General features: G+C 69.8%; 20 protein-coding genes. 15 read left to right on the top strand and 5 right to left on the bottom strand.

Annotated elements, in window-relative coordinates; all coding sequences use genetic code 11:
• Nucleotides 1-9 precede the first annotated feature (9 nt).
• The 11 genes from BCF44_RS51300 to BCF44_RS51250 all read left to right on the top strand — a co-directional run bounded on the left by BCF44_RS51300 (nucleotide 10) and on the right by BCF44_RS51250 (nucleotide 10,566).
• The gene (locus BCF44_RS51300; protein WP_116181932.1) at nucleotides 10-741 is read left to right on the top strand and encodes an MlaE family ABC transporter permease; all 732 of its coding nucleotides are present in this window, start codon (nucleotides 10-12) and stop codon (nucleotides 739-741) included.
• Nucleotides 741-1,526: an MlaE family ABC transporter permease gene (locus BCF44_RS51295; RefSeq protein WP_116181892.1), complete on the top strand. Its 786-nt coding sequence runs from the start codon at nucleotides 741-743 to the stop codon at nucleotides 1,524-1,526. Before BCF44_RS51300 ends, BCF44_RS51295 begins: the two co-directional genes overlap by 1 nt.
• Nucleotides 1,523-2,668, top strand: coding sequence for an MCE family protein (locus tag BCF44_RS51290; RefSeq protein WP_116181891.1), 1,146 nt, complete (start codon nucleotides 1,523-1,525; stop codon nucleotides 2,666-2,668). The genes BCF44_RS51295 and BCF44_RS51290 overlap by 4 nt, the downstream gene beginning before the upstream one ends.
• A gap of 109 nt (nucleotides 2,669-2,777) precedes the next feature.
• Nucleotides 2,778-3,785: an MCE family protein gene (locus BCF44_RS51285; protein WP_116181890.1), complete on the top strand. Its 1,008-nt coding sequence runs from the start codon at nucleotides 2,778-2,780 to the stop codon at nucleotides 3,783-3,785.
• Nucleotides 3,782-4,768, top strand: coding sequence for an MCE family protein (locus BCF44_RS51280; RefSeq protein WP_211353639.1), 987 nt, complete (start codon nucleotides 3,782-3,784; stop codon nucleotides 4,766-4,768). Before BCF44_RS51285 ends, BCF44_RS51280 begins: the two co-directional genes overlap by 4 nt.
• A complete protein-coding gene (locus BCF44_RS51275; protein ID WP_147329004.1) occupies nucleotides 4,768-5,739 on the top strand; it encodes an MCE family protein in 972 nt (323 codons plus the stop codon). Before BCF44_RS51280 ends, BCF44_RS51275 begins: the two co-directional genes overlap by 1 nt.
• Nucleotides 5,739-6,662 (top strand): MCE family protein, encoded by a 924-nt coding sequence (locus BCF44_RS51270; protein WP_116181887.1) that lies wholly within the window; start codon nucleotides 5,739-5,741, stop codon nucleotides 6,660-6,662. Before BCF44_RS51275 ends, BCF44_RS51270 begins: the two co-directional genes overlap by 1 nt.
• Nucleotides 6,662-7,753 carry an MCE family protein gene (locus tag BCF44_RS51265; RefSeq protein WP_116181886.1) on the top strand — a complete coding sequence of 364 codons (1,092 nt, stop codon included), beginning with the start codon at nucleotides 6,662-6,664 and terminating at the stop codon, nucleotides 7,751-7,753. Before BCF44_RS51270 ends, BCF44_RS51265 begins: the two co-directional genes overlap by 1 nt.
• An 8-nt stretch (nucleotides 7,754-7,761) precedes the next feature.
• Nucleotides 7,762-8,241, top strand: a complete 480-nt coding sequence (locus tag BCF44_RS51260) for a hypothetical protein (protein ID WP_116181885.1) — start codon at nucleotides 7,762-7,764, stop codon at nucleotides 8,239-8,241.
• Nucleotides 8,238-8,726 carry a hypothetical protein gene (locus BCF44_RS51255; RefSeq protein ID WP_116181884.1) on the top strand — a complete coding sequence of 163 codons (489 nt, stop codon included), beginning with the start codon at nucleotides 8,238-8,240 and terminating at the stop codon, nucleotides 8,724-8,726. The genes BCF44_RS51260 and BCF44_RS51255 overlap by 4 nt, the downstream gene beginning before the upstream one ends.
• A gap of 43 nt (nucleotides 8,727-8,769) precedes the next feature.
• Entirely contained in the window at nucleotides 8,770-10,566 is a 1,797-nt protein-coding gene (locus BCF44_RS51250) for a long-chain-acyl-CoA synthetase (protein WP_246016292.1), read from the top strand.
• On the opposite strand, the gene BCF44_RS51245 is transcribed toward BCF44_RS51250, so the two are convergent.
• The gene (locus BCF44_RS51245; protein ID WP_116181882.1) at nucleotides 10,563-11,441 is read right to left on the bottom strand and encodes a DUF4436 family protein; all 879 of its coding nucleotides are present in this window, start codon (nucleotides 11,439-11,441) and stop codon (nucleotides 10,563-10,565) included. The genes BCF44_RS51250 and BCF44_RS51245 overlap by 4 nt on opposite strands.
• Nucleotides 11,442-11,703: 262 nt before the next feature.
• Here BCF44_RS51245 and BCF44_RS51240 point away from each other — a divergent pair, with 262 nt between their 5' ends.
• Nucleotides 11,704-11,970 (top strand): hypothetical protein, encoded by a 267-nt coding sequence (locus BCF44_RS51240; protein ID WP_116181881.1) that lies wholly within the window; start codon nucleotides 11,704-11,706, stop codon nucleotides 11,968-11,970.
• Nucleotides 11,971-12,223: 253 nt separating this feature from the next.
• Complete coding sequence (locus BCF44_RS51235) at nucleotides 12,224-13,453, top strand: hypothetical protein (RefSeq protein WP_116181880.1); 1,230 nt, start codon at nucleotides 12,224-12,226, stop codon at nucleotides 13,451-13,453.
• 44 nt (nucleotides 13,454-13,497) lie between these two features.
• Here the strand turns inward: BCF44_RS51235 and BCF44_RS51230 are convergent, their stop codons facing one another.
• The 4 genes from BCF44_RS51230 to BCF44_RS51215 are packed head-to-tail and all read right to left on the bottom strand — an operon-like array spanning nucleotide 13,498 to nucleotide 19,434.
• Nucleotides 13,498-16,305, bottom strand: a complete 2,808-nt coding sequence (locus BCF44_RS51230) for a glycoside hydrolase family 2 TIM barrel-domain containing protein (RefSeq protein WP_116181879.1) — start codon at nucleotides 16,303-16,305, stop codon at nucleotides 13,498-13,500.
• A complete protein-coding gene (locus tag BCF44_RS51225) occupies nucleotides 16,302-17,150 on the bottom strand; it encodes a carbohydrate ABC transporter permease (protein WP_116181878.1) in 849 nt (282 codons plus the stop codon). The genes BCF44_RS51230 and BCF44_RS51225 overlap by 4 nt, the downstream gene beginning before the upstream one ends.
• Nucleotides 17,147-18,097 carry a carbohydrate ABC transporter permease gene (locus tag BCF44_RS51220; RefSeq protein ID WP_116181877.1) on the bottom strand — a complete coding sequence of 317 codons (951 nt, stop codon included), beginning with the start codon at nucleotides 18,095-18,097 and terminating at the stop codon, nucleotides 17,147-17,149. Before BCF44_RS51220 ends, BCF44_RS51225 begins: the two co-directional genes overlap by 4 nt.
• Nucleotides 18,094-19,434, bottom strand: a complete 1,341-nt coding sequence (locus tag BCF44_RS51215; protein WP_211353638.1) for an extracellular solute-binding protein — start codon at nucleotides 19,432-19,434, stop codon at nucleotides 18,094-18,096. Before BCF44_RS51215 ends, BCF44_RS51220 begins: the two co-directional genes overlap by 4 nt.
• A gap of 110 nt (nucleotides 19,435-19,544) precedes the next feature.
• Between BCF44_RS51215 and BCF44_RS51210 the strand changes: the two genes are divergently transcribed.
• Together BCF44_RS51210 and BCF44_RS51205 are read left to right on the top strand one after the other, a co-directional pair.
• The gene (locus tag BCF44_RS51210) at nucleotides 19,545-20,696 is read left to right on the top strand and encodes an FAD-dependent monooxygenase (protein WP_116181876.1); all 1,152 of its coding nucleotides are present in this window, start codon (nucleotides 19,545-19,547) and stop codon (nucleotides 20,694-20,696) included.
• 59 nt (nucleotides 20,697-20,755) lie between these two features.
• A complete protein-coding gene (locus BCF44_RS51205; protein WP_116181875.1) occupies nucleotides 20,756-22,195 on the top strand; it encodes a purine-cytosine permease family protein in 1,440 nt (479 codons plus the stop codon).
• Nucleotides 22,196-22,199 lie beyond the last annotated feature (4 nt).

The raw sequence follows: 22,199 nt of genomic DNA, 5'->3' as shown, positions 1-22,199 counted from the left end.
GTCGGCCAGATGTTCGCGCTGGGCCTGGAGGTTCTGCGCCAACTCCTGCGTCGCCCCTTCCAGTACCGGGAACTGCTCGGGCAGTTCTGGTTCGTGGCCAGCGTCTCCATCCTGCCGTCGATGCTGGTGTCGATCCCGTTCGGCGCGGTGATCGGGCTGGAGCTGGGTTCGCTGACGGCCCAGATCGGGGCGGAGTCCTTCGACGGCGCGGCGTCCGTGCTGGCGATCATCCAGCAGGCCAGCCCGATCGTCACCACGCTGATCATCGCCGGCGCGGGCGGCTCGGCCATCTGCGCGGACCTGGGGTCGCGCACGATCCGCGAGGAGATCGACGCGATGGAGGTGCTCGGCGTCTCGCCCGTGCACCGGCTGGTCGTGCCGCGCGTGCTGGCGGCGACGTCGGTTGCGGTGCTGCTCAACGGCATGGTGAGCGTGGTCGGCGTCGCCGGCGGCTATTTCTTCAACGTGATCATGCAGGGCGGCACGCCCGGCGCGTACGTGGCGAGCTTCGCCGCGCTGGCCCAGCTGCCGGACCTGTGGGTCAGCGAGCTCAAGGCGATGATCTTCGGCTTCCTCGCCGGCGTCGTCGCGTCCTACCGCGGGCTGCATCCCCGGGGCGGTCCGAAGGGCGTCGGCGACGCGGTGAACCAGTCCGTGGTCATCACGTTCCTGTTGCTGTTCCTGGTGAATGCCGTGATCACCGCGGTGTACCTGCGGATCGTGCCGCCGAAGGGGATGTGATGGAGGCGCTCGGCGATCAGCTGCTGTTCTTCCTGCGCGCGCTGGCGGCGGTGCCGTTCGCGGTGCGCCGGTACTTCAAGGAGGTCGTCCGGCTGCTGGCCGAGGTCGGCTTCGGGTCCGGGGCGCTGGCGGTGATCGGCGGCACCGTCGGCGTGATGGTCGGCATGACCGTGTTCACCGGCGTCGTCGTCGGCCTGCAAGGGTATTCGGCGCTGAACCAGATCGGCGTGGCGGCGTTCTCGGGGTTCATGTCGGCGTACTTCAACACCCGCGAGATCGCGCCGCTGGTGGCCGGGCTGGCGTTGTCGGCGACGGTCGGTTCCGGTTTCACCGCGCAGCTGGGGGCGATGCGCATCGCCGAGGAGGTCGACGCGCTGGAGGTGATCGCCGTGCGCAGCCTGCCGTACCTGGTGAGCACCAGGGTCGTCGCCGGCTTCGTCGCCGTGGTTCCCTTGTACGCCATCGGGTTGCTGTGTTCGTACCTGGCGTCACGGGAGATCACGGTTGTCTTCTACGGCCAGTCGGCCGGCACCTACGACCATTATTTCGCCCTGTTCCTGCCGCCCGACGATGTGCTGTTCTCGTTCGGCAAGGTCCTGATGTTCAGCGTGGTCGTGATGCTGGTGCACTGCTACTTCGGCTACCGCGCGACCGGCGGCCCCGCGGGGGTCGGCGTCGCCGTCGGTCGGGCCGTGCGGACGACCATCGTCGCGGTGAGCATGCTGGACTTCTTCCTGAGCCTGGCCATCTGGGGCGCGACGACCACCGTGAAGGTCGCGGGATGAAGCGGCTCCTCGGCGCGGTCTACCTGCTGATCATGGCGCTGGTCGTCGTGCTGGCGGTTGCCGTGTACCGCAAGGACTTCACGCCGACCGCGATGGTGACGCTGCGAACCGATCACGTCGGCAACCAGCTGCATCTCGACGCCGAGGTGAAACTGCGCGGCGTGGTGGTCGGCGCGGTTCGTGACGTCCGCACGGACGGATCCGGCGCCGAGGTTTCGTTGGCGATGCGCCCGGACATGATCGCCCGGGTCCCGGCCGCCGTGACCGCCCGCCTGCTGCCGAAGACGCTGTTCGGCGAACGCTACGTGGATCTCGTTGCGTCACCGGGAAAATCCTCGAGCCGCTTGGCCGCCGGCGACGTGATCCAGCAGGACCGTTCGGCGTCAGCCGTCGAGGTCGAGCAGGTCGTCGGCGATCTCATGCCCACCTTGCAGGCGGTGCAGCCGCAGAAGCTGTCGTCCATCCTCAGCACCCTGGCCGGTGGCCTGGCCGGCCGCGGCGCGGCGCTAGGTCAGACCCTGACCTGGCTCGGCAGCGACGTGGACCGGTTCACCCCGCACCTGGACGAGTTCACCGCCGGTCTGCGGGAGCTCGCCCAGGTCACCGACAACTACAGCAAGATCGCGCCGGACGTCGTGCAGGCGCTGTCGGATCTGACGACCACCAGCCGCACCATCGCCGACCAGCGGGCCAACCTCGCCGGCCTGTTCCAGAACCTCACCACCGGTTCGCAGGACCTGGCGACCTTCCTCGAACGCAACGGGGCCAACATCATTCGCCTGTCGCAGGCCAGCGTGCCCACGCTCAACCTGCTGGCGCGGTACTCGCCCGAGTATCCGTGCATGCTGCGTGCGCTCACCGCGTTCGAGCCGGAGATGGACAAGGTGCTGGGCAGGGGGACCGGTCAGCCCGGCATGCACGTGACGGTGAATGTCCAGCCGGCGAAGGGAAAGTACCTCCCCGGCCAGGACGCTCCCGTCTACGACGACCACGGCGGCCCGACGTGTTATCCCGTGACGGCCGCGCCGAATTCGGCGCAGGAGAACACCTTCATCGGCGCGCTGACGGGGAGGGACATGCCCAGCTGGGGAAGTGTGCTGGTGGGGCCGCTGTACCGAGGGGCGGAGGTGACGGTCGGATGAGTGTGCCGGAGTGCGGTTTTCGGCGTGACGCTAAGCGGGACTCGCGAGGGTTCGGTCTGCCTGAAACCTACATTCGGTGTGTCCCAGAGCGCGACTCGCGGGGGTGGCTGTGAGGGCGACGCTGGTCAAGAGTGTGGTGTTCGTGGTGGTGACGGGGGTGGCCACGGGGGCGTTGGGGGTGGCGATCGCCAATCCGGGGAGCGGGGACACCGCGGAGTACTCGGCGCGGTTCAGCAACGCCATCGCGCTGTCGGTGGGGGACGACGTGCGGATCGCCGGGGTGAAGGTGGGGCAGGTGGACCGGATCTCCGTGGCCGAGCAGCGGGTCGCGGAGGTGGAGTTCTCGGTGGAGCGCGACCATCCGCTGCCGGCGTCCGTGACGGCGGCGATCAAGTATCGGAACCTGGTGGGGCAGCGGTACATCGCCCTCGGCGAGGGGGCCGGCGACCCGAACCAGATGTTGCCGCCGGGCGGCCGGATCCCGCTGGCCCGGACGTCGCCGGCGCTGGACCTGACCGCGCTGCTCAACGGGTTCAAGCCGGTGCTGCGCGCCTTGTCGCCGGGGGACGTCAACCAGATGGCCGGCGAGATCGTGCAGGTCCTCCAGGGCGAGGGCGGCACCGTCGACGACCTGCTCGCGCACACGGCCTCCCTGACCTCCACACTGGCGCAACGGGATCAGGTGATCGGCGAGGTGATCGACCACCTGAATTCGGTGCTGGCGCAGGTCAACACGCACGACGACCAGCTGTCCACGCTTGTGACGACGACCCAGCAGCTGGTCAGCGGTCTGTCGGCCGACCGCGGCGCGATCGGCGACGCCGTCAGCGGCCTCGCCGGCCTGGCCGATGCCACCACGAACCTGCTCCAGCAGGGCCGCCAGCCGCTGAAGGACGACATCGCGCAGCTCGGCGGGGTGGCGGCCAACCTCGCCGCGAACGAGGGGCTCGTCGACCAGTTCCTGACGAACCTGCCGGCGAAGCTGGACGCCATCGGCCGGACCGCGTCCTACGGCTCGTGGCTCAACTTCTACCTGTGCGGCGCGACCACGGACGCGCCGGCGCCACCGGGCGGGGCGACCCCGGGAATCCCGGTGACGGCGGGGAGGTGCAAGTGAAACGGAGCTTCCTGGAACGCAGTCCTGTTGCCGTCGCTGCGGTCGGTGTGACGGTGACGGCGCTGGTCACGGCGGGCGTCTTCTTCGCCGACGACCTGCCGTTCGGGACCATCGGCTACTCCGCCTACTTCACGGAGGCGGCGGGCCTGAAGCCGTCGGACGAGGTGGCGGTGGCGGGGGTGAAGGTCGGCGAGGTGACGGCGGTGACGCTGGCCGGCGACCAGGTGCGGGTGGCCTTCCGCGCCAGGGACGCCTGGATCGGCGACCGGACGACGGCGTCGATCGAGATCAAGACGCTGCTGGGGCAGAAGTACCTGGAGCTGAACCCGCAGGGCAGCGGCCCGCAGGACCCGGCGCAGCCGATCCCCAAGCAGCGCACGGCATCGCCGTACGACGTGGTGGCGGCGTTCGACGACCTCGCCGGCACGGTGAGCCAGATCGACTCGACCCAGCTGGCGCAGAGCTTCCAGGTGCTGTCCGACACCTTCCGCAACGCGCCGCAGGAGATCCGGTCTACGGTGGATGGACTGTCCAGCCTGTCGAAGTCGATCTCCGCACGGGACGAGCAGCTGCGGCAGCTGCTGGCCGGCACCAAGAAGATCAGCCAGACGCTGGCGGACCGCGACGACCAGTTCCAGAGGCTGATCGGCGACGGCGCGCTGCTGTTGCGGGAGGTCCAGCAGCGCAGGCAGGCGGTCGAGGCGCTGCTGACGGGCAGCAAGGCGCTGGCGACCCAGCTCGCGGGGCTGGTGCAGGACAACAACGCCCAGCTCGGACCGACGCTGACCCAGCTGGATCAGATGACGGCCGTGCTGCAACGCAACCAGGTGAATCTGGACAAGGGGCTGGCCCTGATCGGGCCGTACTACCGCCTGCTGGACAACGCGCTGGGCAACGGCCGCTGGATCGACACCTATCTGTGTGGCCTGGTGCCGGCGACGCCGGGCCGGGACTGCACACCGCCCGGGTCGAAGGGCAACTGATGAACCGACTGGTGAGCGTGATCCTCGTGGTGGCCAGCACGGTGTTCTGGCCCCTCGACGACACTCCACCGCTGCACCTGACGGCCTACTTCGCCGAGACGGTCGGCGTGTACGCGGGCTCCGACGTGCGGGTCCTCGGCGTCAAGGTCGGCACGGTCGACGAGGTCCGGCCGGCCGGCACGCAGGTCCGCGTCCAGCTCACGGTCGACCCGGGCGTCAGGATCCCCAGCGACGTCAAGGCGGTCATCATGGCGCCGAGCCTGGTCTCGGACCGGTTCGTGCAGCTCGCGCCGGCCTACACGACAGGCCCGCAACTGCCGCCGGACGCGATGATCCACGAGGACAGCACAGCCACGCCGGTCGAGTTGGACCAGCTGTACGGGAGCCTGAACCAGCTGGCCACCGCGCTCGGACCGAGCGGCGCGAACGCCGACGGGGCGCTGTCCGACCTGGTCAGAACCGGTGCCGATGTCCTGAACGGCAACGGGGCCAAGCTCAACGACACGATCAAGCAGCTCGGCGCGGCGGCCGGCACGCTGTCCGGGTCGAGGGACGACTTCACCGGCACGGTGGACGGCCTCCAGAAGTTCACCGCGACCCTGGCGGCCAGCGACGACCAGGTCCGGGACGTCACCGACCGGCTCTCGCAGGTGTCCTCCTTCCTCGCCGCGAACCGGGACGACCTGGGCGCCGCGTTGAACCAGCTCGCCACCGCCTTGGCGGCGGTGAAGCAGTTCATCCAGGACAACCGCGGCCGCCTGAAGTCCAATGTGGACAAGCTAGCCGCGGTGAGTCAGGTGCTGGTCAAGGAAAGGGCTTCACTGGACGAAGCGTTGAAGGTAGCCCCACTCGCGCTTCGCAACGTGCTCAACGCCTACGACCCGGCGACGAAGACCCTCGCCGGCCGGGCCGACATCCGCGAGTTCTCGCCCGGCACGCAACCCGCCCTCCCCCTACCGGCGGTGGGCTGATGCGCAACTACCTCGTGCTGGCGACGATTCTGCTCGCCACCGCCTGCGCCCTGCCCGGCGGCGCGGACGTCGGCAACCGGTCCTACCAGGTCACCGCCCAGTTCGGGGACGTGCTCGATCTGGTGCCGCAAGCCGCCGTGAAGGTCGACGACGTGCCGGTGGGCCGGGTCGACACCGTCCGGCTCGCCCCCGACGGCTGGAGCGCGCTGGTCACGATGACCGTCAACGGCGACGTCCGCCTGCCCGCCGACGCCCACGCCTACCTGCGCCAATCCAGCCTGCTCGGCGAGAAGTTCGTCGAACTCACGGCGAACGACACCACCAAGCCGCCGCTCCGGAACGGCGCCACCATCCCGCTCAGCCGCACCAACCGGAACCCTCAGGTGGAGGAGGTGCTGGGCGCCCTGTCGATGGTGCTCAACGGCGGCGGCGTCGCCCAGCTCCAGACGATCACCCAGCAGGTGAACCTCGCCCTGAACGGCAACGAGGGCAACGTCCGCGACCTGCTGTCCAAAGTGGACGCGCTTGTCAACCACCTGGACGCGCACCGCGACGACATCACCAAGGCGTTGGACGGCATGGCGAAGCTGGCCAAGACGCTCGACGACCGCAAGACCCAGATCACCGGCGCCATCGACGGCCTCACCCCCGGCATCGCGGTCCTGGCCGAGCAGCGGGGCAAACTGACCCGGATGGTCGACGCCCTCGACCAGCTGGCCAAGGTCGCCGTCACCACCGTCAACCAGAGCCGCGACGACCTCGTCGCCGACCTCAAGGCCCTGCAACCGACGCTGCAACAGCTCGCCGCCGCCGGTCAGAGCCTGCCGAAGGCGTTGCAGGTGCTGGTGACCTTCCCCTTCACCGACGCCGTCCTCGACGACATCAAGGGCGACTACCTCAACGTCTACCTCCAGGACCACTGATGCTGACGTCCCGGATACGGATCAAGGTCGCCGCGTTCCTGCTGGTCGGCCTCACCGCGGTCGCCTACGTCGCCGGCCGCTACGTCGGGCTGTTCGGCACCGGCGGATACACCGTCACCATGAGGCTCGTCGACGCCGGCGGCATCTTCACCAACGCCGAGGTGACCTACCGCGGCGTACCCGTAGGCCGCGTCGGGCCCCTCGACCTCACCGACGACGGCGTCGACGTCGAGCTGGACCTGATCCAGTACGGCATCCCGGCCGACGTCGACGCGGTGGTGGCGGACCGCTCCGCGGTGGGCGAGCAGTACGTCGATCTCAAGCCCCGCAAGCCCGACGGCCCCACCCTGCACCAGGGATCGGTCATCCCACAGAGCGCCACCAAGACGCCGCTGCCGGTGCAGACCCTGCTGACCAACATCGACAGCCTGGTCGCCAGCGTGCCGGCGGATTCCCTGCACACGCTCGTCGACGAGCTCGACACGGCCACCCGCGGCGCCACGCCGGATCTGCAAACCCTGTTGGACAGCACGCATTCCTTCGTCGATGCCACGACCCAGCACCTGCCGCAGCTGACCCAGCTCGTCACCGACTCGGCGACCGTGCTGAAGACCCAGAACGACGAGTCGGCCGCGCTAACCCAGTTCGGCGCCAACGCCAGGCTCATCGCCGAGCAGCTGGACCGGTCCGACGGCGACCTGCGGCGCCTGATCGGCACCGTGCCGCAGCTGTCCTCACAGGTCAGCGCCCTGATCAGGGACACCGACCCCAGCCTCGGCGTGCTCATCGCCAACCTGCTGACGACCTCGACGCTGGCGCTGGGCCGCACCGACGCCATCCAGGAGCTGCTGGTCTCCGCCCCGCCGGCGATCGCCGCCGGCTCGAACACGGTGGGCAACGGCATCGCCAACTTCGGCCTGTCGCTGACGTTTTTCGACCCGCTGGGCTGCACCGCCGGCTACGACGGCACGAACCGGCGCAGCGGGCTCGACACCGGGGCCGGCGCGCCGCTGAACACGCAGGCCCGCTGTGCCCTGCCGGCCGCCTCGGGCACCGGCGTCCGCGGCGCCCAGAACGCCCCGAACGGATAGGAGCCGACATGAAGATCGTGGTGATCCTGGCGGCGGTGTTCGCCGCGTGGGGCGGGTGGTCCTGGTGGAGCGCCGCCCACGACGACGCGCGGCAGTTCGCGCTGGACCGGCAGGCCGTCACGCAGGCCGCGCAGCACGACATCGCCACGCTGAACACCCTCGACTACCGCAAGGTCGACGACGGTCTCCAGGCGTGGCTCAAGGTGTCCACCGGCACGCTGCACGACCAGCTTGCGCAGACCGGCACGGACAGCCGGAAACAGTTGGAACAGGCCAAAACCGTCACCACCGCGCAGGTCATGGACACCGCCGTGACGGCGCTGGACCAGCGGGCCGGCACCGCCAAGCTGATCGCCGCGGTGCAGCTCAACGTCACGCCGTCCCAAGGTCAGGCGACGTCCAAGCGCACGCGGTTCCAGGCCGACCTGACCCGCACCGGCAACGACTGGCAGGTCAGCGCCCTCGCACCCGTCCAGGTGCAGTCGTGAGGTACCTCGTCGCCGCCGCGATCATCCTGACCGCACTGGGAATCTGGTTCCGGCTGGAAGCCGTGGGCCTGTACGACGACCCCGCGACGAACAATCAGGCGCTGGTCGACCCGGCCGCCACGAGCAAGGTCGTCGAGGACGTGGATGCCGCGCTGGGCAGGGTGTTCTCCTATCGGTACGACAACACGGCGGTGACCGAGCAGGCCGCCAAGCAGACCCTCGCCGGCAACGCGCTCGGCCAGTACAACGACCTTTTCGCGCAGGTGAAACAGCAGGCCCCGTCCCAGAAGCTGTTGCTCACCACCAAGGTCGTCGACAGCGGCGTCACGATGCTGCAGGGGGAGCACGCCCAGTTGCTGGTGTTCCTCGACCAGTCGGCCACCCGCGGCGACAACAACCAGAGCACCCTCGCCGCCGCCGAACTCACCGTGACGGCGCAGCGTCAGGGCGACCACTGGGTGATCACGGACCTGCGGACGAGGTAACGGACCGTTGTCCGGATACCTACCGGTCGGTAGCATGGCCTGGGTGAACGTGACGGAGCAGTCAGCGGCACACCGGATCGGCCTGGCCGAAGTCGTCAGGGCGCTGCCCGGCCTGGCGCTGGACGCGCCGAGCCTGCTGCACGGCGCGATCGGCCTGGTCACCATCGGTCCGACCAGCCGCGACTCGGTCGGTCACGTGTTCCAGCGGGTCGCGCACCGCCACCCGGAGCGGCCGTTCCTGCGCTTCGAGGACACCGAGTTGTCCTACGGCCAGGCCAATCTCTGGGTCAACCGGTACGCCGCCGTGCTCAACGCCCACGGCGTGCGGCCGGGCCGCACGGTCGGCATCCTGGCCGAGAACCGCCCGGAGACGCTGCTGGCCGTGCTGGCGGTGGTCAAGCTCGGGGCCACCGCGGGCATGCTCAACCACCACCAGCGCGGCGATGTGTTGAACCACAGCCAGAAGCTGCTCGACAGCACCGTGCTGGTCGTCGGCAGCGAGTGCCGCGAGGCGCTGGAATCCCTGCCGTCCGAGGAGATCCGCGGCAAGGTGCTCTGCCTGCCCGACGGCGACGACGCGTTGCCGGGGTACCTCGACATGGACGAGGCGGCGATCAGCGCCGACGACCACGATCCCGTGCAGACGCCGCTGATCCACGCGCGGGACAAGGCGTTCTACATCTTCACCTCCGGCACGACCGGCCTGCCGAAGGCGAGCTCGATGAGCCATTTCCGGTGGCTCAAGGCGATGACCGGCCTCGGCCACCTCGGCGTGCGGCTCACCTCCGGCGACACGCTGTACTGCTGCCTTCCGCTGTACCACAACAACGCCTTGACGGTGTCGCTGTCGTCGGTGCTCGGCGCGGGCGCGACTCTGGCTCTGGGACGGAACTTCTCGGCGTCGCGGTTCTGGGACGACATCGAACGCACTCGTGCCACCGCGTTCTGCTACATCGGCGAGCTGTGCCGATACCTGCTCAACCAGCCCGTACGGCCCAACGAGCGCACGCACCGGGTGCGCGTGGTCGTCGGAAACGGGCTGCGGCCGGAGATCTGGGACGAGTTCACGCAGCGCTTCGGCATCGGGCGGGTCGCGGAGTTCTACGGCGCCAGCGAGTGCAACCTGGCCTTCATCAACGCCCTGAACATCGAGCGCACCGCCGGGCTGTGCCCGCTGCCGTACGCGGTTGTCGCCTTCGACGCCGACACCGGGCAGCCGAGCCGGGACGCCGGCGGGCACCTGCGCCGGGTCGGCGCCGGGCAGATCGGGCTGCTGATCACCAAGGTCACCGACCGCGCCCCGTTCGACGGCTACACCGACCAGGACGCGTCCGAGCGCAAGCTGGTGCGCAACGGTTTCCGCCGCGGCGACTGCTGGTTCAACACCGGCGACCTGGTGCGCGACCAGGGCTGGTCGCACGTGGCGTTCGTCGACCGGCTGGGCGACACCTTCCGGTGGAAGGGCGAGAACGTCGCCACCACCGAGGTCGAGGGGGCGCTGGACGAGTGGCCCGCGATCGAGCAGGCCGTCGTCTACGGCGTGGAGGTGCCCGGAGCCGACGGCAAGGCCGGCATGGCCGCGATCAAGCTACGGGCCGAGCTCGACGGGCCGGCGCTGGCCAGGCATCTCGCGGATCGCCTGCCCGGCTACGCGATTCCCCTGTTCCTCCGGGTGATCGACGAGGTCGAGCAGACGTCCACGTTCAAGAGCCGCAAGGTCGCGCTGCGCGAGCAGGGCTACGCCGGCGACGGCCCGGTCTACGTGCTCACCGAGAACGGCTACGTGCCGCGGTACGACGAGTACGCCGGGGAGGTCGCCGCCGGCCGCGTCCGCGTCTAGGCGGCGGCCTCGGCCCGTTTGCGCAGCTCGACGCGGTAGCCGATGACCACCGTGCAGATCAGCGACAGCGAGATCAGGGCCTCGGCGATGAAGAACGCGGCGAAGTCGATCACGGAGCCGATCGGCGGGCCGCCGGGGACGGCGTTGCGCAGCGGGACCAGGGCGAACAGCAGCGCGCCCATGAAGCTCATGGACGGCCACAGCAGGCCGTGTCGGCCGGCGATGGCGAAGGTCGCGGCGATCACCGCGGCGACGCTGAGGCACCACATGAACAGCATGATGAACACCGCGAACGCGAACATGCCGGCGGTGCGGCCGGCGTCGGCGGAGAACGTGAACACGCCGTCGGTGGTCTTGGAATCGCGCGGGTTCAGGGCGAAGAACGTGTCGCCGCTGGCGAAGGTCACGGCGACCGGCGCGGTGTCGCCGGCGCTCTCGGCGTAGAAGGCGAAGTCGACCTTGTAGCTGTCGAACGGGTAGTCGGTGATCACGCCGTCGGACAGCGGCACCTGCACGTCGTTGACGGTCGGGAACTTGGCGGCCTTGAAGGTGAGCGTGTCGCCCTTGAACGCGGCCAGGTGCACGGTGATGTCCTTGGCGGGATTGCCGTCGCTGTCGGCGAGGCGGCCCTTGGGATCGATGGACACCTGTGCGGACAGCGTCTGGCTCACCGGATCCAGCTTCTGCACGTAGAACAGGACATCGACCCGGTCGGCGGAGCCGGCGTCGCCGAGCACCTGCTGGGACTGGCTCTGCGCGCGTTCGGCGAAGTACACGCTCAGGCTCGCCGCCGTGATGCCCAGGGCCAGCACCGCCGGCACCGCCACCCACAGCCAGCGCCGCCGCCGCGGGCCGGCCGTTGATTCCTCGCTCATGTCCACCTTTCGTGCCACGGACGCGCTCCAGTGCTTCGGCCGAGGCCGGAAAAGGCAAGGGAGACAGGGGAAAGACGGTGTGCATCGTGGACAGACGTGTCCGGAAAGTCAAGGACGCCCGGTTCTGCGGGCAGGTCGCGTTGCCCGTCCATTCCGGACGGTCGAGATGTGTGACGCGCATCACCCCTCGTATGCGTGCAACCGGCACGCAAGTCGGGCTAGCGTTGCGTGCAGTTGACACGCAAAGCTGAAGGAGGAAACCGTGGACGTCAAGCCCGTGAAGCCGGAGGATGTGCTGCCCGACGGCCAGGACGGCACCGAGATGTACGGCGAATACGTGCGCAAGGGCTCGGTTGCCGCGTTCGTCGGCAATGTGCGCGCGCTCGCCGCGACGGAGCCGAGCACCCCTCAGTGGGAGGCGATCGTGGCGCAGCTGCGGGAGCTGAAGCCGGCGCTGGAGCGCATCGGCGTGCTGGAGGTGTTCGAACTGCGCGACCCTGAGGTGCGCGTACTGGTTCAGACCCTGTGATCCAGACCATGAGGCGGTGAGTTCGGGTCGCCTTCGATGGCCGACCGGTCGGCGGCGCGATCATTGTCGGAACAGAATGTCTACAGTCGGTGTTAACGTAGGACCACACCGAAACGAGGCATTCATGTCGCGTGCAGCGATGGCGGCCGGCCAATTCCGCGGCCACCCGGAAATAAGTGCTCATGGCACATTGTTCATTCGTTGTTCACCTACGGTGCAGTGCGCTGCCCCGGGCGCGGCTCGGTGAGCCGTCATGAGCCAGTGTTCCGGAACAACCACCGGTCTCAGCGCCGCGGAGGCCGTCGAATATCGCTCCGAGATCGAGAACGCCCCCGCTGAGCAGGGGTTTTACCGACTGCGCCAGGCTCACGTGCTGGTCGTCGGCGACGGTCCGGCGCTCGGCGCGGTGCTGCGCGCCGGCATCGGTGCCGGGTGGCGGCGCATCACCGTGCTCGCCGACGACGTGCCCGAATACGCATTGCGTGACGAATTCCAGCACGTGTTGTCCGATTCGCCGGAGCGGATGAACGTGCATCTGCACGACACCGATCTGGTCGTGCACGTGACCGCCGATTTCGGCGAGCTGATAGAGATGTGCCGGCGCTGTCGCGCCGCGAATGTGTCCTTGGCGCAGGTTTACCTGCGCGGCCCGGACGCGTGGCTGACGCCGGTGCATCCGGCCGGCGGACTGCCGGTCGAGGCCGCCTGGCGTCGCCTCGCGCCGTCGGCGGGCGGCGGCGAGATCGGGCTCGCCGCCGTCGCGCTGATCGGCGCCCAGGTCGCGTTGACCTGCTTCGGTTACCTGACCGGCGCTTCCGTCGCCGCCGACCCGGTGCTGCTGCGGTTGGACGGCGACACCCTGGCGATCACCGAGCACCGCTACCAGTGGGGCGGGCCGATCGCCGAGGCTCCGCCGGCCGATCCGGTGGCCCCGGACGAGCTGCTCGACCGGCTGCCGCCTTTCGTGGACCCGCACGTCGGCGTGTTCACCGCCGTCGAGCAGGCCGGCGTCGTCAGCTGGATTACCGTCGCCGATCCGCATCGGCGCTGGCCGGCGCACCGGGTGCTCGGCTGGGCCGACGATCCCGAGACCGCCAAGGTGCGCGGCGTGCTCGCCGCGATGGCGACCTATGGGGCGCTGGCCGCCGGGCGCGGCTGGGTCTGGGGCACCGACCTGATCACCGGCGCGCGCCGACGGGTGTGGCTGGAGCAGGACGGCCCGCACGCCGCGGTCGGCGTGGCCGCCGGATTGTGCTGGCACGACGCGGTGGCCGCCGGGTTGCAGGCGCACAGCGAGGCGCAGTGGGACCCGGTGGGGCCGATCCGGCGCTGGGCCGACGGCTCCACACCGTCCGATGTGGACGCTTTGGCGAAGTCGCTGGCGGTGACGACCGGGCGGACGCCGGTCGCCGTGCCGCTGGACGCCGACCCCGCCGCGCGCCGGCTGCTGCCGTTCGTGACGCAGGTCCTGCTGGTGCCGTGAGGCGATGACGGGGCTTTCCTCGGGAGGAAAGCCCCGTCACCACGCTAGCCGAGCGGCGTGAACAGCAGGGTGAAGGAGTGGGCGGCGGGGTAGAGGGCGTGCTCGGGGAGTACGTCCGGGCCGCAGGCGGCGGAGCCGAGACCGTGCTGGCCGTTGTCCACGAACAGGTACACCTGGTCGCTCGGCGGCAGCTCGTGCGGGTGCCCGGCGGCCGCGATCTGCTGCGGGGTGTGCCGGGACAGGCTGAATCCTGGGCGGTGACCGGTGCGGTCGGGCACGGTGCTCACCCGCAACCGGCCGTCGAGGTCCAGCGACCGCAGCTGCGGCCGGTGGCCGGTCTCCTGTGGCCGCGAGTAGGCCACGTTCAGGTCGTCCAGCGTGCTGGCGAACCGGCCGACCCGTGCTGCCGAGTCACTGTCCGAATAGGACTCCAGTGGCCCGGTTCCGAACCACGACACGGCATCCACCGAGGGCAGCGTGAACCGCACGCCGAGGCGCGGCCACGTGCAGTCCCAGCCGGCGCTGGGCACGGCGTCGACGCGCAGCGCCACGCCGTCGGCAACGCCGAACCAGTGGTACGTGACCTCGACACACCGGCCGGCGGTCGCGGCGGCGACCCGGACGCGCGCCGTCACGGCGTCGTCGCCGATCTGCACGTCCCGGATCCGGTGTTCGAGCCGGTCCAGCCCACGCTCGCGCCACAGCCACTCGCCGGCCCGCCGGTCGTTGTCGGTGGGCGCACGCCACAACTCCAGGCGTGGACCGCCGATCTCGACGGAACCGATGCGCAGCAAGGACCCGGTGCGGAGGTCGAACTCCGCACCGCCCAGACCCTTCGCCGGCACGACGGAAACCGAAGGCCGTCGAGACAGCTGGTACTGCCGGGAGCCGACGACGTGGCCCGACCGCGCCTCCAGGGTCAGCCAGGTCTCGCCGTCGACGGCCAGGTCCAGGGCCTCCTCCGGCAGCTCGAACAGCCCCGACTCGCCCGGCGGCACCGGGAGGATCTCGAGCTCGCCGGTGCCGACCAGCACGCCGTCGACCTCGCGGGTCCACGTGAAGCGCACGTCCGAGGTGTCGATGGAGTGGTAGCGGCTGCGCAGGGTGCCCGGCTCGTCGCCGAAGACGATCGGCGCGATCACGGCGGCGTACTCGGCCAGCCCCGGCGACGGTGTGCCGTCGGACAGCACCAGGCCGTCCATGACGAAGTTGCCGTCGTGCACGACCTCGCCGAAGTCGCCGCCGTAGGCGTAGAACGGCGTGCCGTCGGCGGTCTTGGTCAGCATGCCGTGGTCACGCCACTCCCAGATGAAGCCGCCGTGCAGGCGGGGATACCGCTCGTACACGGCCTGGTAGTCGGCCAGGCTGCCGGGGCCGTTGCCCATGGCGTGCCCGAACTCGCAGTGCACGAACGGCCGATTCTGTTGCCGCACGGCCTCTTCCGGCCGGATGCCGCCGAACGCGCAGCCGGTGGTGCCGATCTCGGCCAGCTCGGACAGCGTCGCGTACATCCGGGAGTGCATGTCGGTGTAGGCGCTGGCGTGGTCGCGCTCGAAGTGCACCGGCCGGCCGGGATCGCGCTCGTGCGTCCACTGCGCCATCGCCGCCATGTTCGGGCCGGTGGCGCATTCGTTGCCCAGCGACCAGATCACGATCGACGGGTGGTTCTTGTCCCGCTCGACCGTGCGCCGCATGCGGTCCAGGAACTGGTCCCGCCAGCGCGGATCGTCGCTCGGGTTGTCCGCGATGGACGGGTCGAACTCGAAGCCGTGCGTCTCCAGGTCGCACTCCAGCATCACCCAGAGCCCGAGCTCGTCGCACAGCTCCAGCACGCGCGGGTCCGGCGGGTAGTGGCTGGTGCGGATGGCGTTGATGTTGTGCTGCTTCATCAGCAGCAGGTCCCGCCGGGCGTGCTCCTCGTTGAACACCCGGCCCAACACGGGATGCGTCTCGTGCCGGTTCACGCCGTAGAACATCACCTTGCGGCCGTTGACCAGGAACTGGTCGCCCTCGATGCGCACGGTCCGGAAGCCGAGTCGCAAGTGGACGGTCTCGCCGGCCGAGGCCACCGTGCAGTCGTAGAGCCGCGGCGACTCCGCGCTCCACGGCTCCACCGTGCCGACCTCGAGCGGGGCGACGTCGGAGGCCGACTGCCACGTCGTCGAGACGCCGAGTTCGGGCACGGACAACGTGATCGGGAACGTGCCGGCGACCTCGGCCGTGACAACCCCGTTCCCGTCGAGGAATTCCGCCTGCATCCACACGTCGTCGACCCGCGCCGCCGGGCGGCCCAGCAGGGTGACGTCCCGGAAGATGCCGGGCAGCCACCACTGGTCCTGGTCCTCCAGGTACGTCGCCGACGACCACTGGTGCACCCGGACCAGCACCGAATTCTGGCCCGGCACCAGGAGATCCGTCACGTCGAACTCGGTCGCCAGCCGGCTGCCCTTGCCGACGCCGACCTCGGTCCCGTTGAGCCACACCTTGTACGTGGACTCGACGCCGTCGAACCGCAGCACGAACCGGTCGACATCCCAGTCCGGCAGCGTGAACGTGCGGAAGTGGTCGCCGGTCGGGTTCTCGTCCGGCACGTGCGGCGGATCCACCGGGAACGGGTACTTGACGTTGGTGTAGATCGGCCGCCCGTACTTGCCGTCACCGTGCAGCACCCAGTGCGACGGCACCGGCAGCGTGTCCCAGTCGGCCGGGTCCTCCAGCGGCGCGTCGGCGTACCGCCACAGCTTGAACTTCCAGTCCCCGTTCAGGGACAGCGTCGGCGCGCCGGACCGCACCCACGAGCGTGGCGGCAGCCGGTGCGGCGAACCGGGGGAGAAGTCCTCGTAGTAGCTCACCCCTTCACCGCACCATCCGTCAGGCCGCCGCGCCAGTACCTCTGGAGGAAAATCATGGCGATCGCCAGTGGGACGACCGACACCAGCAGCCCGCCGACGGTCAGCGGGTAGAACTCCGGTGACCGGTCGACTTCGCTGCGCCACGCGTTGAGCCCCAGCGTGATCGGGTACAGCTTGTCGTCGGCGAGCATGATCAGCGGCAGCAGGAAGTTGTTCCAGATGCCCACCAGCTGGAACAGGAACACGGTGACCAGCGCGGGCGCCATGCCGCGCAGCACCAGCGAGTGGAAGATGCGCAGCTCGCCCGCGCCGTCCAGCCGGCCCGACTCCAGCAGCGAGTCCTCGACGGTGGCCGCGGCGTAGATCCGGCACAGGTACAGGCCGAACGGCGACACCATCGCCGGCAGCAGCACGCCCCAGTACGTGTTGGTCAGCCCCAGCTTGCTGAACAGCAGGAACAGCGGCAGCGCGGTCGCGGTGCTGGGCACCAGCACGCCGCCGAGCACGATGCCGAACACCAGGTTGCGGCCGCGGAAGTCGTACTTGGCCAGCGCGTAGCCGCCGGCCGCCGCCAGGTAGGTGGCGACCAGCGCGCCGCCACCGGCGTAGATCACGCTGTTCAGCAGCCACCGCAGGTAGATGTGGTCGGACGCGGTGAACACCTGCACCACGTTGTTCCACAGCTCCATGGTGCGCCCGAACCAGAAGCCGGGCGTGGTGAACAGGTCGCCGGACGACTTGGTCGCGGCGATCACCACCCAGTACACCGGCACCAGGAAGTACAGGGCGACGACGGTCAGCAGGCCGGTGACCGCGACGGTCCAGCCGGTGCTCCTGGTGGTCATGACCGTCCCTTCCGGTTGGTCCAGGCCAGAAAGCCGAACGACAGCACGAACGCGGCCACCGCGATGATCACGGCCTCGGCCGACGCGATGCCGTAGTCGTTGTAGGCGAAGGCATTGGTGTACGCGCTGAGGTTCGGCGTGTACTCGCTGACGATCGCCGGCGACACCGTGTGCAGCACCTGCGGTTCCACGAACAGTTGCAGCGTGCCGATGATGCTGAACACCAGGCTCAGGACCAGCGCCGGCCGGATCAGCGGCAGCTGGATGGAGGTCGCGATGCGCAGCGGCGACGCGCCGTCCATCCGCGCTGCCTCGTAGATGTCGGACGGGATCGACTTCAGCTGGGCGATCACGATCAGCATGTTGTAGCCGGTGTAGGTCCAGGTGACGATGTTGGCGATGGACCACAGCACGGTGTTCGGGCCGAGGAAGTCGATGTCCAGCCCGACCAGCTTGCCGGCGTCGACGAGCGGGCTCAGCCCCGGCACGTAGAGGAAGGACCAGAGGATGGTCGCGATCACGCCGGGAATGCCGTACGGCAGGAAGTAGGCCGCGCGGAAGAACGCCGGCCAGCGCGCGGACGCCGACTCTAGCAGCAACGCGAGCACGGTGGCGAACACCGTCATCACCGGCACCTGCACGACGCCGAACAGGAGCACTCGTCCGATGGCCTGGATGAAGTTGCTGTTGGTCAGCGCCTGCGTGAAGTTGTCGAAGCCGGCGAAGCTGCTGGTGACGCCCTTCTCGCCGAACATGCCGGCCCGGTTGATCCGGGTGAAGCTCTGCGCCACGGCCAGGATCACCGGCGCCAGCACGGTGAGCACGAACAGTGCCAGGAACGGCGCCAGCAGGATCCACGGCGCGCCGAGGAACTTGCGGCGACGGCGCGGCCGCACCGGCGCGGGGGCGGAAGCCCGTTCCGCGGCAACGGTCTCGGTGGCGGTCACTTCGCCTCCTGCACGGTCAGGCCGATCTGGCGGAGCGTGTCCACGGTGGTCTTCTGGGTGATGTGCAGACTGTCCACGAAGGACTGGCCGGCGGTCAGCTTGCGGCGGAACTGGTCGGACAGCGCGTTGATCGTGCGCTGGGTGATCGGCCACCACTTCCAGTCGGTGGGCTGCTGCTTCGCGGCCGGCACGAACACCTCGGTGTTGTAGTTCTGGCCGCTGAAGAAGTCGCTGGGCTGCTGGCGCTGCGCGCCGATGTAGTCGCGGGCCGGGGACCAGCCGATGCCGCAGTACTTGATCATCGCGTCGACGCCCTCCCGGCTGGTGGTCATCCACACCGCGAAGTCCATGGCCTCCTTGGGGTGCTTGCTGTTGGCCAGCACCGCCGCGCTCGACCCGCCCAGCGCCGTCGACCCGAAACCGCTGGACCACTTGGGCATCGGCGCGACCTTCCACTTGCCGCTGCCGGTGCCGATCGTCTCCACCAGCGCGTCGCCCCAGGAGGCGCCGGTCAGCGCGGCGATCTGGCCGTTGCCGGCCGCGGCCGTCCAACCAGGACTGTAGGCGTCGTATGCCGTCTGCACCCACTTGTTGTCCACGGCCTTGTCGAAGAACCGCGCCACCATCAGGGAAGCGTCGTCGGTGAGGTTGACCAGCCAGCCGTTGTCGGTGGGGGTGAACCACTTCGCGCCGGCCTGGGCCGCGTACGAGATGAACGGCGAGGAATCGGCCACGGAGAAGGATTCCAGGTACACGTCGGGATCCTTGGCGTGCAGCTCCTGGGCCAGCTGCGCCCATTCGTCCCAGGTGGTCGGCGGCTTGCCGCCGACCTTCTCCAGCACGGCCGGCTGGTAGTACCAGCCCATCGGCCCGGTGTCCTGGGGGATCGCGAACACACCGCCGTTGAAGCTCACCTGCCCCCACGCGGCTTCGTCGTAGCGCGAGGCGTACTGCTTGGCGCCGTAGCGACTCAGGTCGACCAGGCCGTCGACGAGCATGAACTCCGGCACTGTCCGCAGCTCCACCTGGGCCAGGTCGGGCCCGCCGCCGGCGGCCAGCGCGGAGTACATCTTCTGGTAGCCGCCGTTCGCGCCGCCGAGGCTGAACACCGCCTCGACCTGCACGTTCGGGTTCCTGGCGTTCCAGATGTCGCAGACCTTCTGGAGGTCCTTGAGCCACGCCCAGTAGGTGAGGGTGATCTTCTCGCCGGGCGCGGCGGCCGGGATCACCGGCGCCGTGTTGACCTGGTTCGCGCCCGGCGGCGCGCAACCGGCGAGTGCCGCGGCGCCCAGCGCGCCGAGTCCGAGTCCCAGCAGGCGGCGGCGACCGATGGTCACTCGGAGCCCCCTTTCGATCACGCAGCGGCGGCGAGTTTGTTCACACAATCATAGATTTGGCGATCGGACCAGCACGAACGGTGCCGGTACGCTCACGCCCGGGAGGTGCCATGGGGCGGGTACTGATCATCGGGGGCGGCGTCGCCGGGCCGGCGGCGGCGCTGGCGCTGCGCAAGGCCGGCCTGGAACCGGCGGTCTACGAGGCCTATCCGGTCGGCGGCGAGGACGTCGGCGCGTTCCTCACGATCATGAACAACGGCATGGACGCGCTGGCCGCGATCGACGCCGCCGAGGCGGTCGAGGCCGTCTCCTTCCCGGCGACCACGGTGGAGTTCCTCGACGGCGCCGGCCGGCTGCTGGCCAAACAGCACATCGCCGGCCAGATCTCCACCAGCCACGACCCCCGCACCCTGCGCCGGTCGGCGCTCTACCGGGCGCTGACCGAAGAGGCAGAGCGCCGCGGCATTCCGGTCAGCCACGGGAAACGGCTCGTCGACGCGGTCGTGGACGGCGACCGGGTGGTGGCCGTGTTCGAGGACGGCTCGGAGGCGGTCGGCGACGTGCTGATCGGCGCGGACGGCATCGGATCCCGGGTGCGGTCGCTGATCGACCCGGCCGCGCCCACGCCCCGCTACACCGGACTGAACGTCCTGTACGGCTACACCGACGACCCGGCGCTGCCGGTGTCCACCGACTCGTACCGGATGATCCAGGGCAAGCGGGCCTTCTTCGGCTACACGACTTCCCCGCGCGGCGAGACGTTCTGGTTCGCCCGGCTGCCGGGCCCGGAGCTGACCCGAGACCAGATCAACGGCACCACCGTGGACGGCTGGCGGCGGCGAGCCGCCGAGTTCTTCACCGCCGACAACACGCCGTCGAAGCGGATCATCGAGGCCACCTGGGAAGAGATCATCGGCGGCAACGCCTACGACGTGCCGTCCACTCCGTCCTGGCACCGCGGGCCGATGGTGCTGGTCGGCGACGCCGCGCACGCCGCGTCCCCGGCCGCCGGCCAGGGCGCGTCGATGGCGTTGGAGGACGCGGTGGTGCTGGCCCAGTGCCTGCGCGACCTGCCGCGGGACGAGGCCTTCGAGGCGTACGTGCGGATCCGGCGGGAGCGGGTGGAGCGGCTGGTGGCGACCAGCGCCAACGACGGGGCCACGCAGCAGAGCGAGGTGCTGTCGGAGCAGCTCAACGACCGGCAGCAGTCGCGGGCGTGGCTGTACGGGCACCATATCGACTGGGCCGAACCGGTGGCGTGATCCTTCCCGACCCGTCCCCCCGCTACGGTGATCCCGGGCGAGTGAACGAGGAGACACGCATGGTGACCGTCGACCGCGGTGCAGTCGAGCAGCGGGGCATCGAGCACGTGCCCGACGAGGAGCGCTACGGCACGCCCCGGCGCCAGTTCTGGGTGTGGTCGGCGGCCAACCTGAGCATGCTGCCGGTCGGCTACGGCCTGTTCGTGGTGGCCGTCGGGTTGAACTGGTGGCAGGCGATGCTCGCCGTGGTCATCGGCATCGCGCTGTCGTATCCGCTGGTCGGCGCGGTCGCGATCGCCGGCACGCGGGGCGGCGCGCCGGCGATGATGCTGAGCCGGGCGGCATTCGGCGTGCTCGGCAGCCGGCTGCCGACCCTGATCACCTACGTCACGGTCGTCGGCTGGGAGACGGTCAGCGTCGCGCTCGGCGCGCTGGCCACCCGCACCGTGCTCGAACGGCTGTCACCCGGTCTGGGGAGCACCGCGGCGGTGGCGGTGGCGTTCGCCGTGATCGCCCTGGGCACCATCGTGCTCGGCGTCTACGGCTTCCACGTGATCCAGCGGGTGCAGCGCTGGCTCACGCTGATCACCGCCGTGGTCACGGTGGTGTACCTGATCGTGGTCCTGCCCCGGCTGCACTTCGACCTGAGCGGCGGCAAGGCCGGCACGGGCGTGATCTTCCTCGGCGGCGTCGTGCTGACCATGGCCGGCACCGGCCTGGGCTGGCTGGCGGCAGGCGCCGATTACTCGCGCTATCTGCCACGAAACACGCCTTCGCGCGCCGTCCTCGGCTGGACGGCCGCCGGCGGCGGCGTCACCCAGGGCCTGCTGGTGCTGGTCGGCGTGCTGCTGTCGACCAGCGACCCGGTGCTGGCCGGCGCGGTCGCCAAGGACCCGATCGGCGCGCTGGCCGCGCAGGCCCCGACCTGGTTCCTGGTGCCGTACCTGATCAGCGTGATCATCAGCGTCACCGCCGCCGGCGCGGTCGACCTGTACTCCTCGGGCCTGGTGCTCCAGGCGATCGGCGTGCGGCTGCCGCGGCCGGTGCTGGCCGGCATCGACGGCGTGCTGATGATCATCGGCGGTGTCTACATGGTGTTCGTCGCGCCCACCTTCGCCAGCGTCTTCGTGGCGTTCCTGCTGATCACGGGCACCGCCGCGGCGGCCTGGGCGGCGGTGTTCCTGGTCGACCTGTGGCTGCACCGTCGTGACGGCTACGACACCGAGGCCCTCGACGACGCGAACGGACGGTACGGGCGCTTCAACTGGGCCGGCATCGGCTCCATGGTCGTCGGCACGGTGGTCGGCCTCGGGTTCGTCACCTCCGCCGACCCGCACCTGGCCGTGGTGACGGCGTTCCTGATGCCGTCGAGCATGCTGAACAGCCCGCTGGCCATGACCAACCTCGGCATCGTCTTCGGCTTCCTGCTCTCGGGCCTGTTGTACGCCGCGCTGACGCTTCGGACCAGGTCGGTGGCCCAGGAGGTCGTCGCGAGCTGAGCTC

The organism is Kutzneria buriramensis, assembly GCF_003387475.1.
Classification (GTDB): domain Bacteria; phylum Actinomycetota; class Actinomycetes; order Mycobacteriales; family Pseudonocardiaceae; genus Kutzneria; species Kutzneria buriramensis.
Note: the sequence above shows the minus strand (reverse complement) of the source record. Positions and strands in the feature narration are given on the sequence as shown.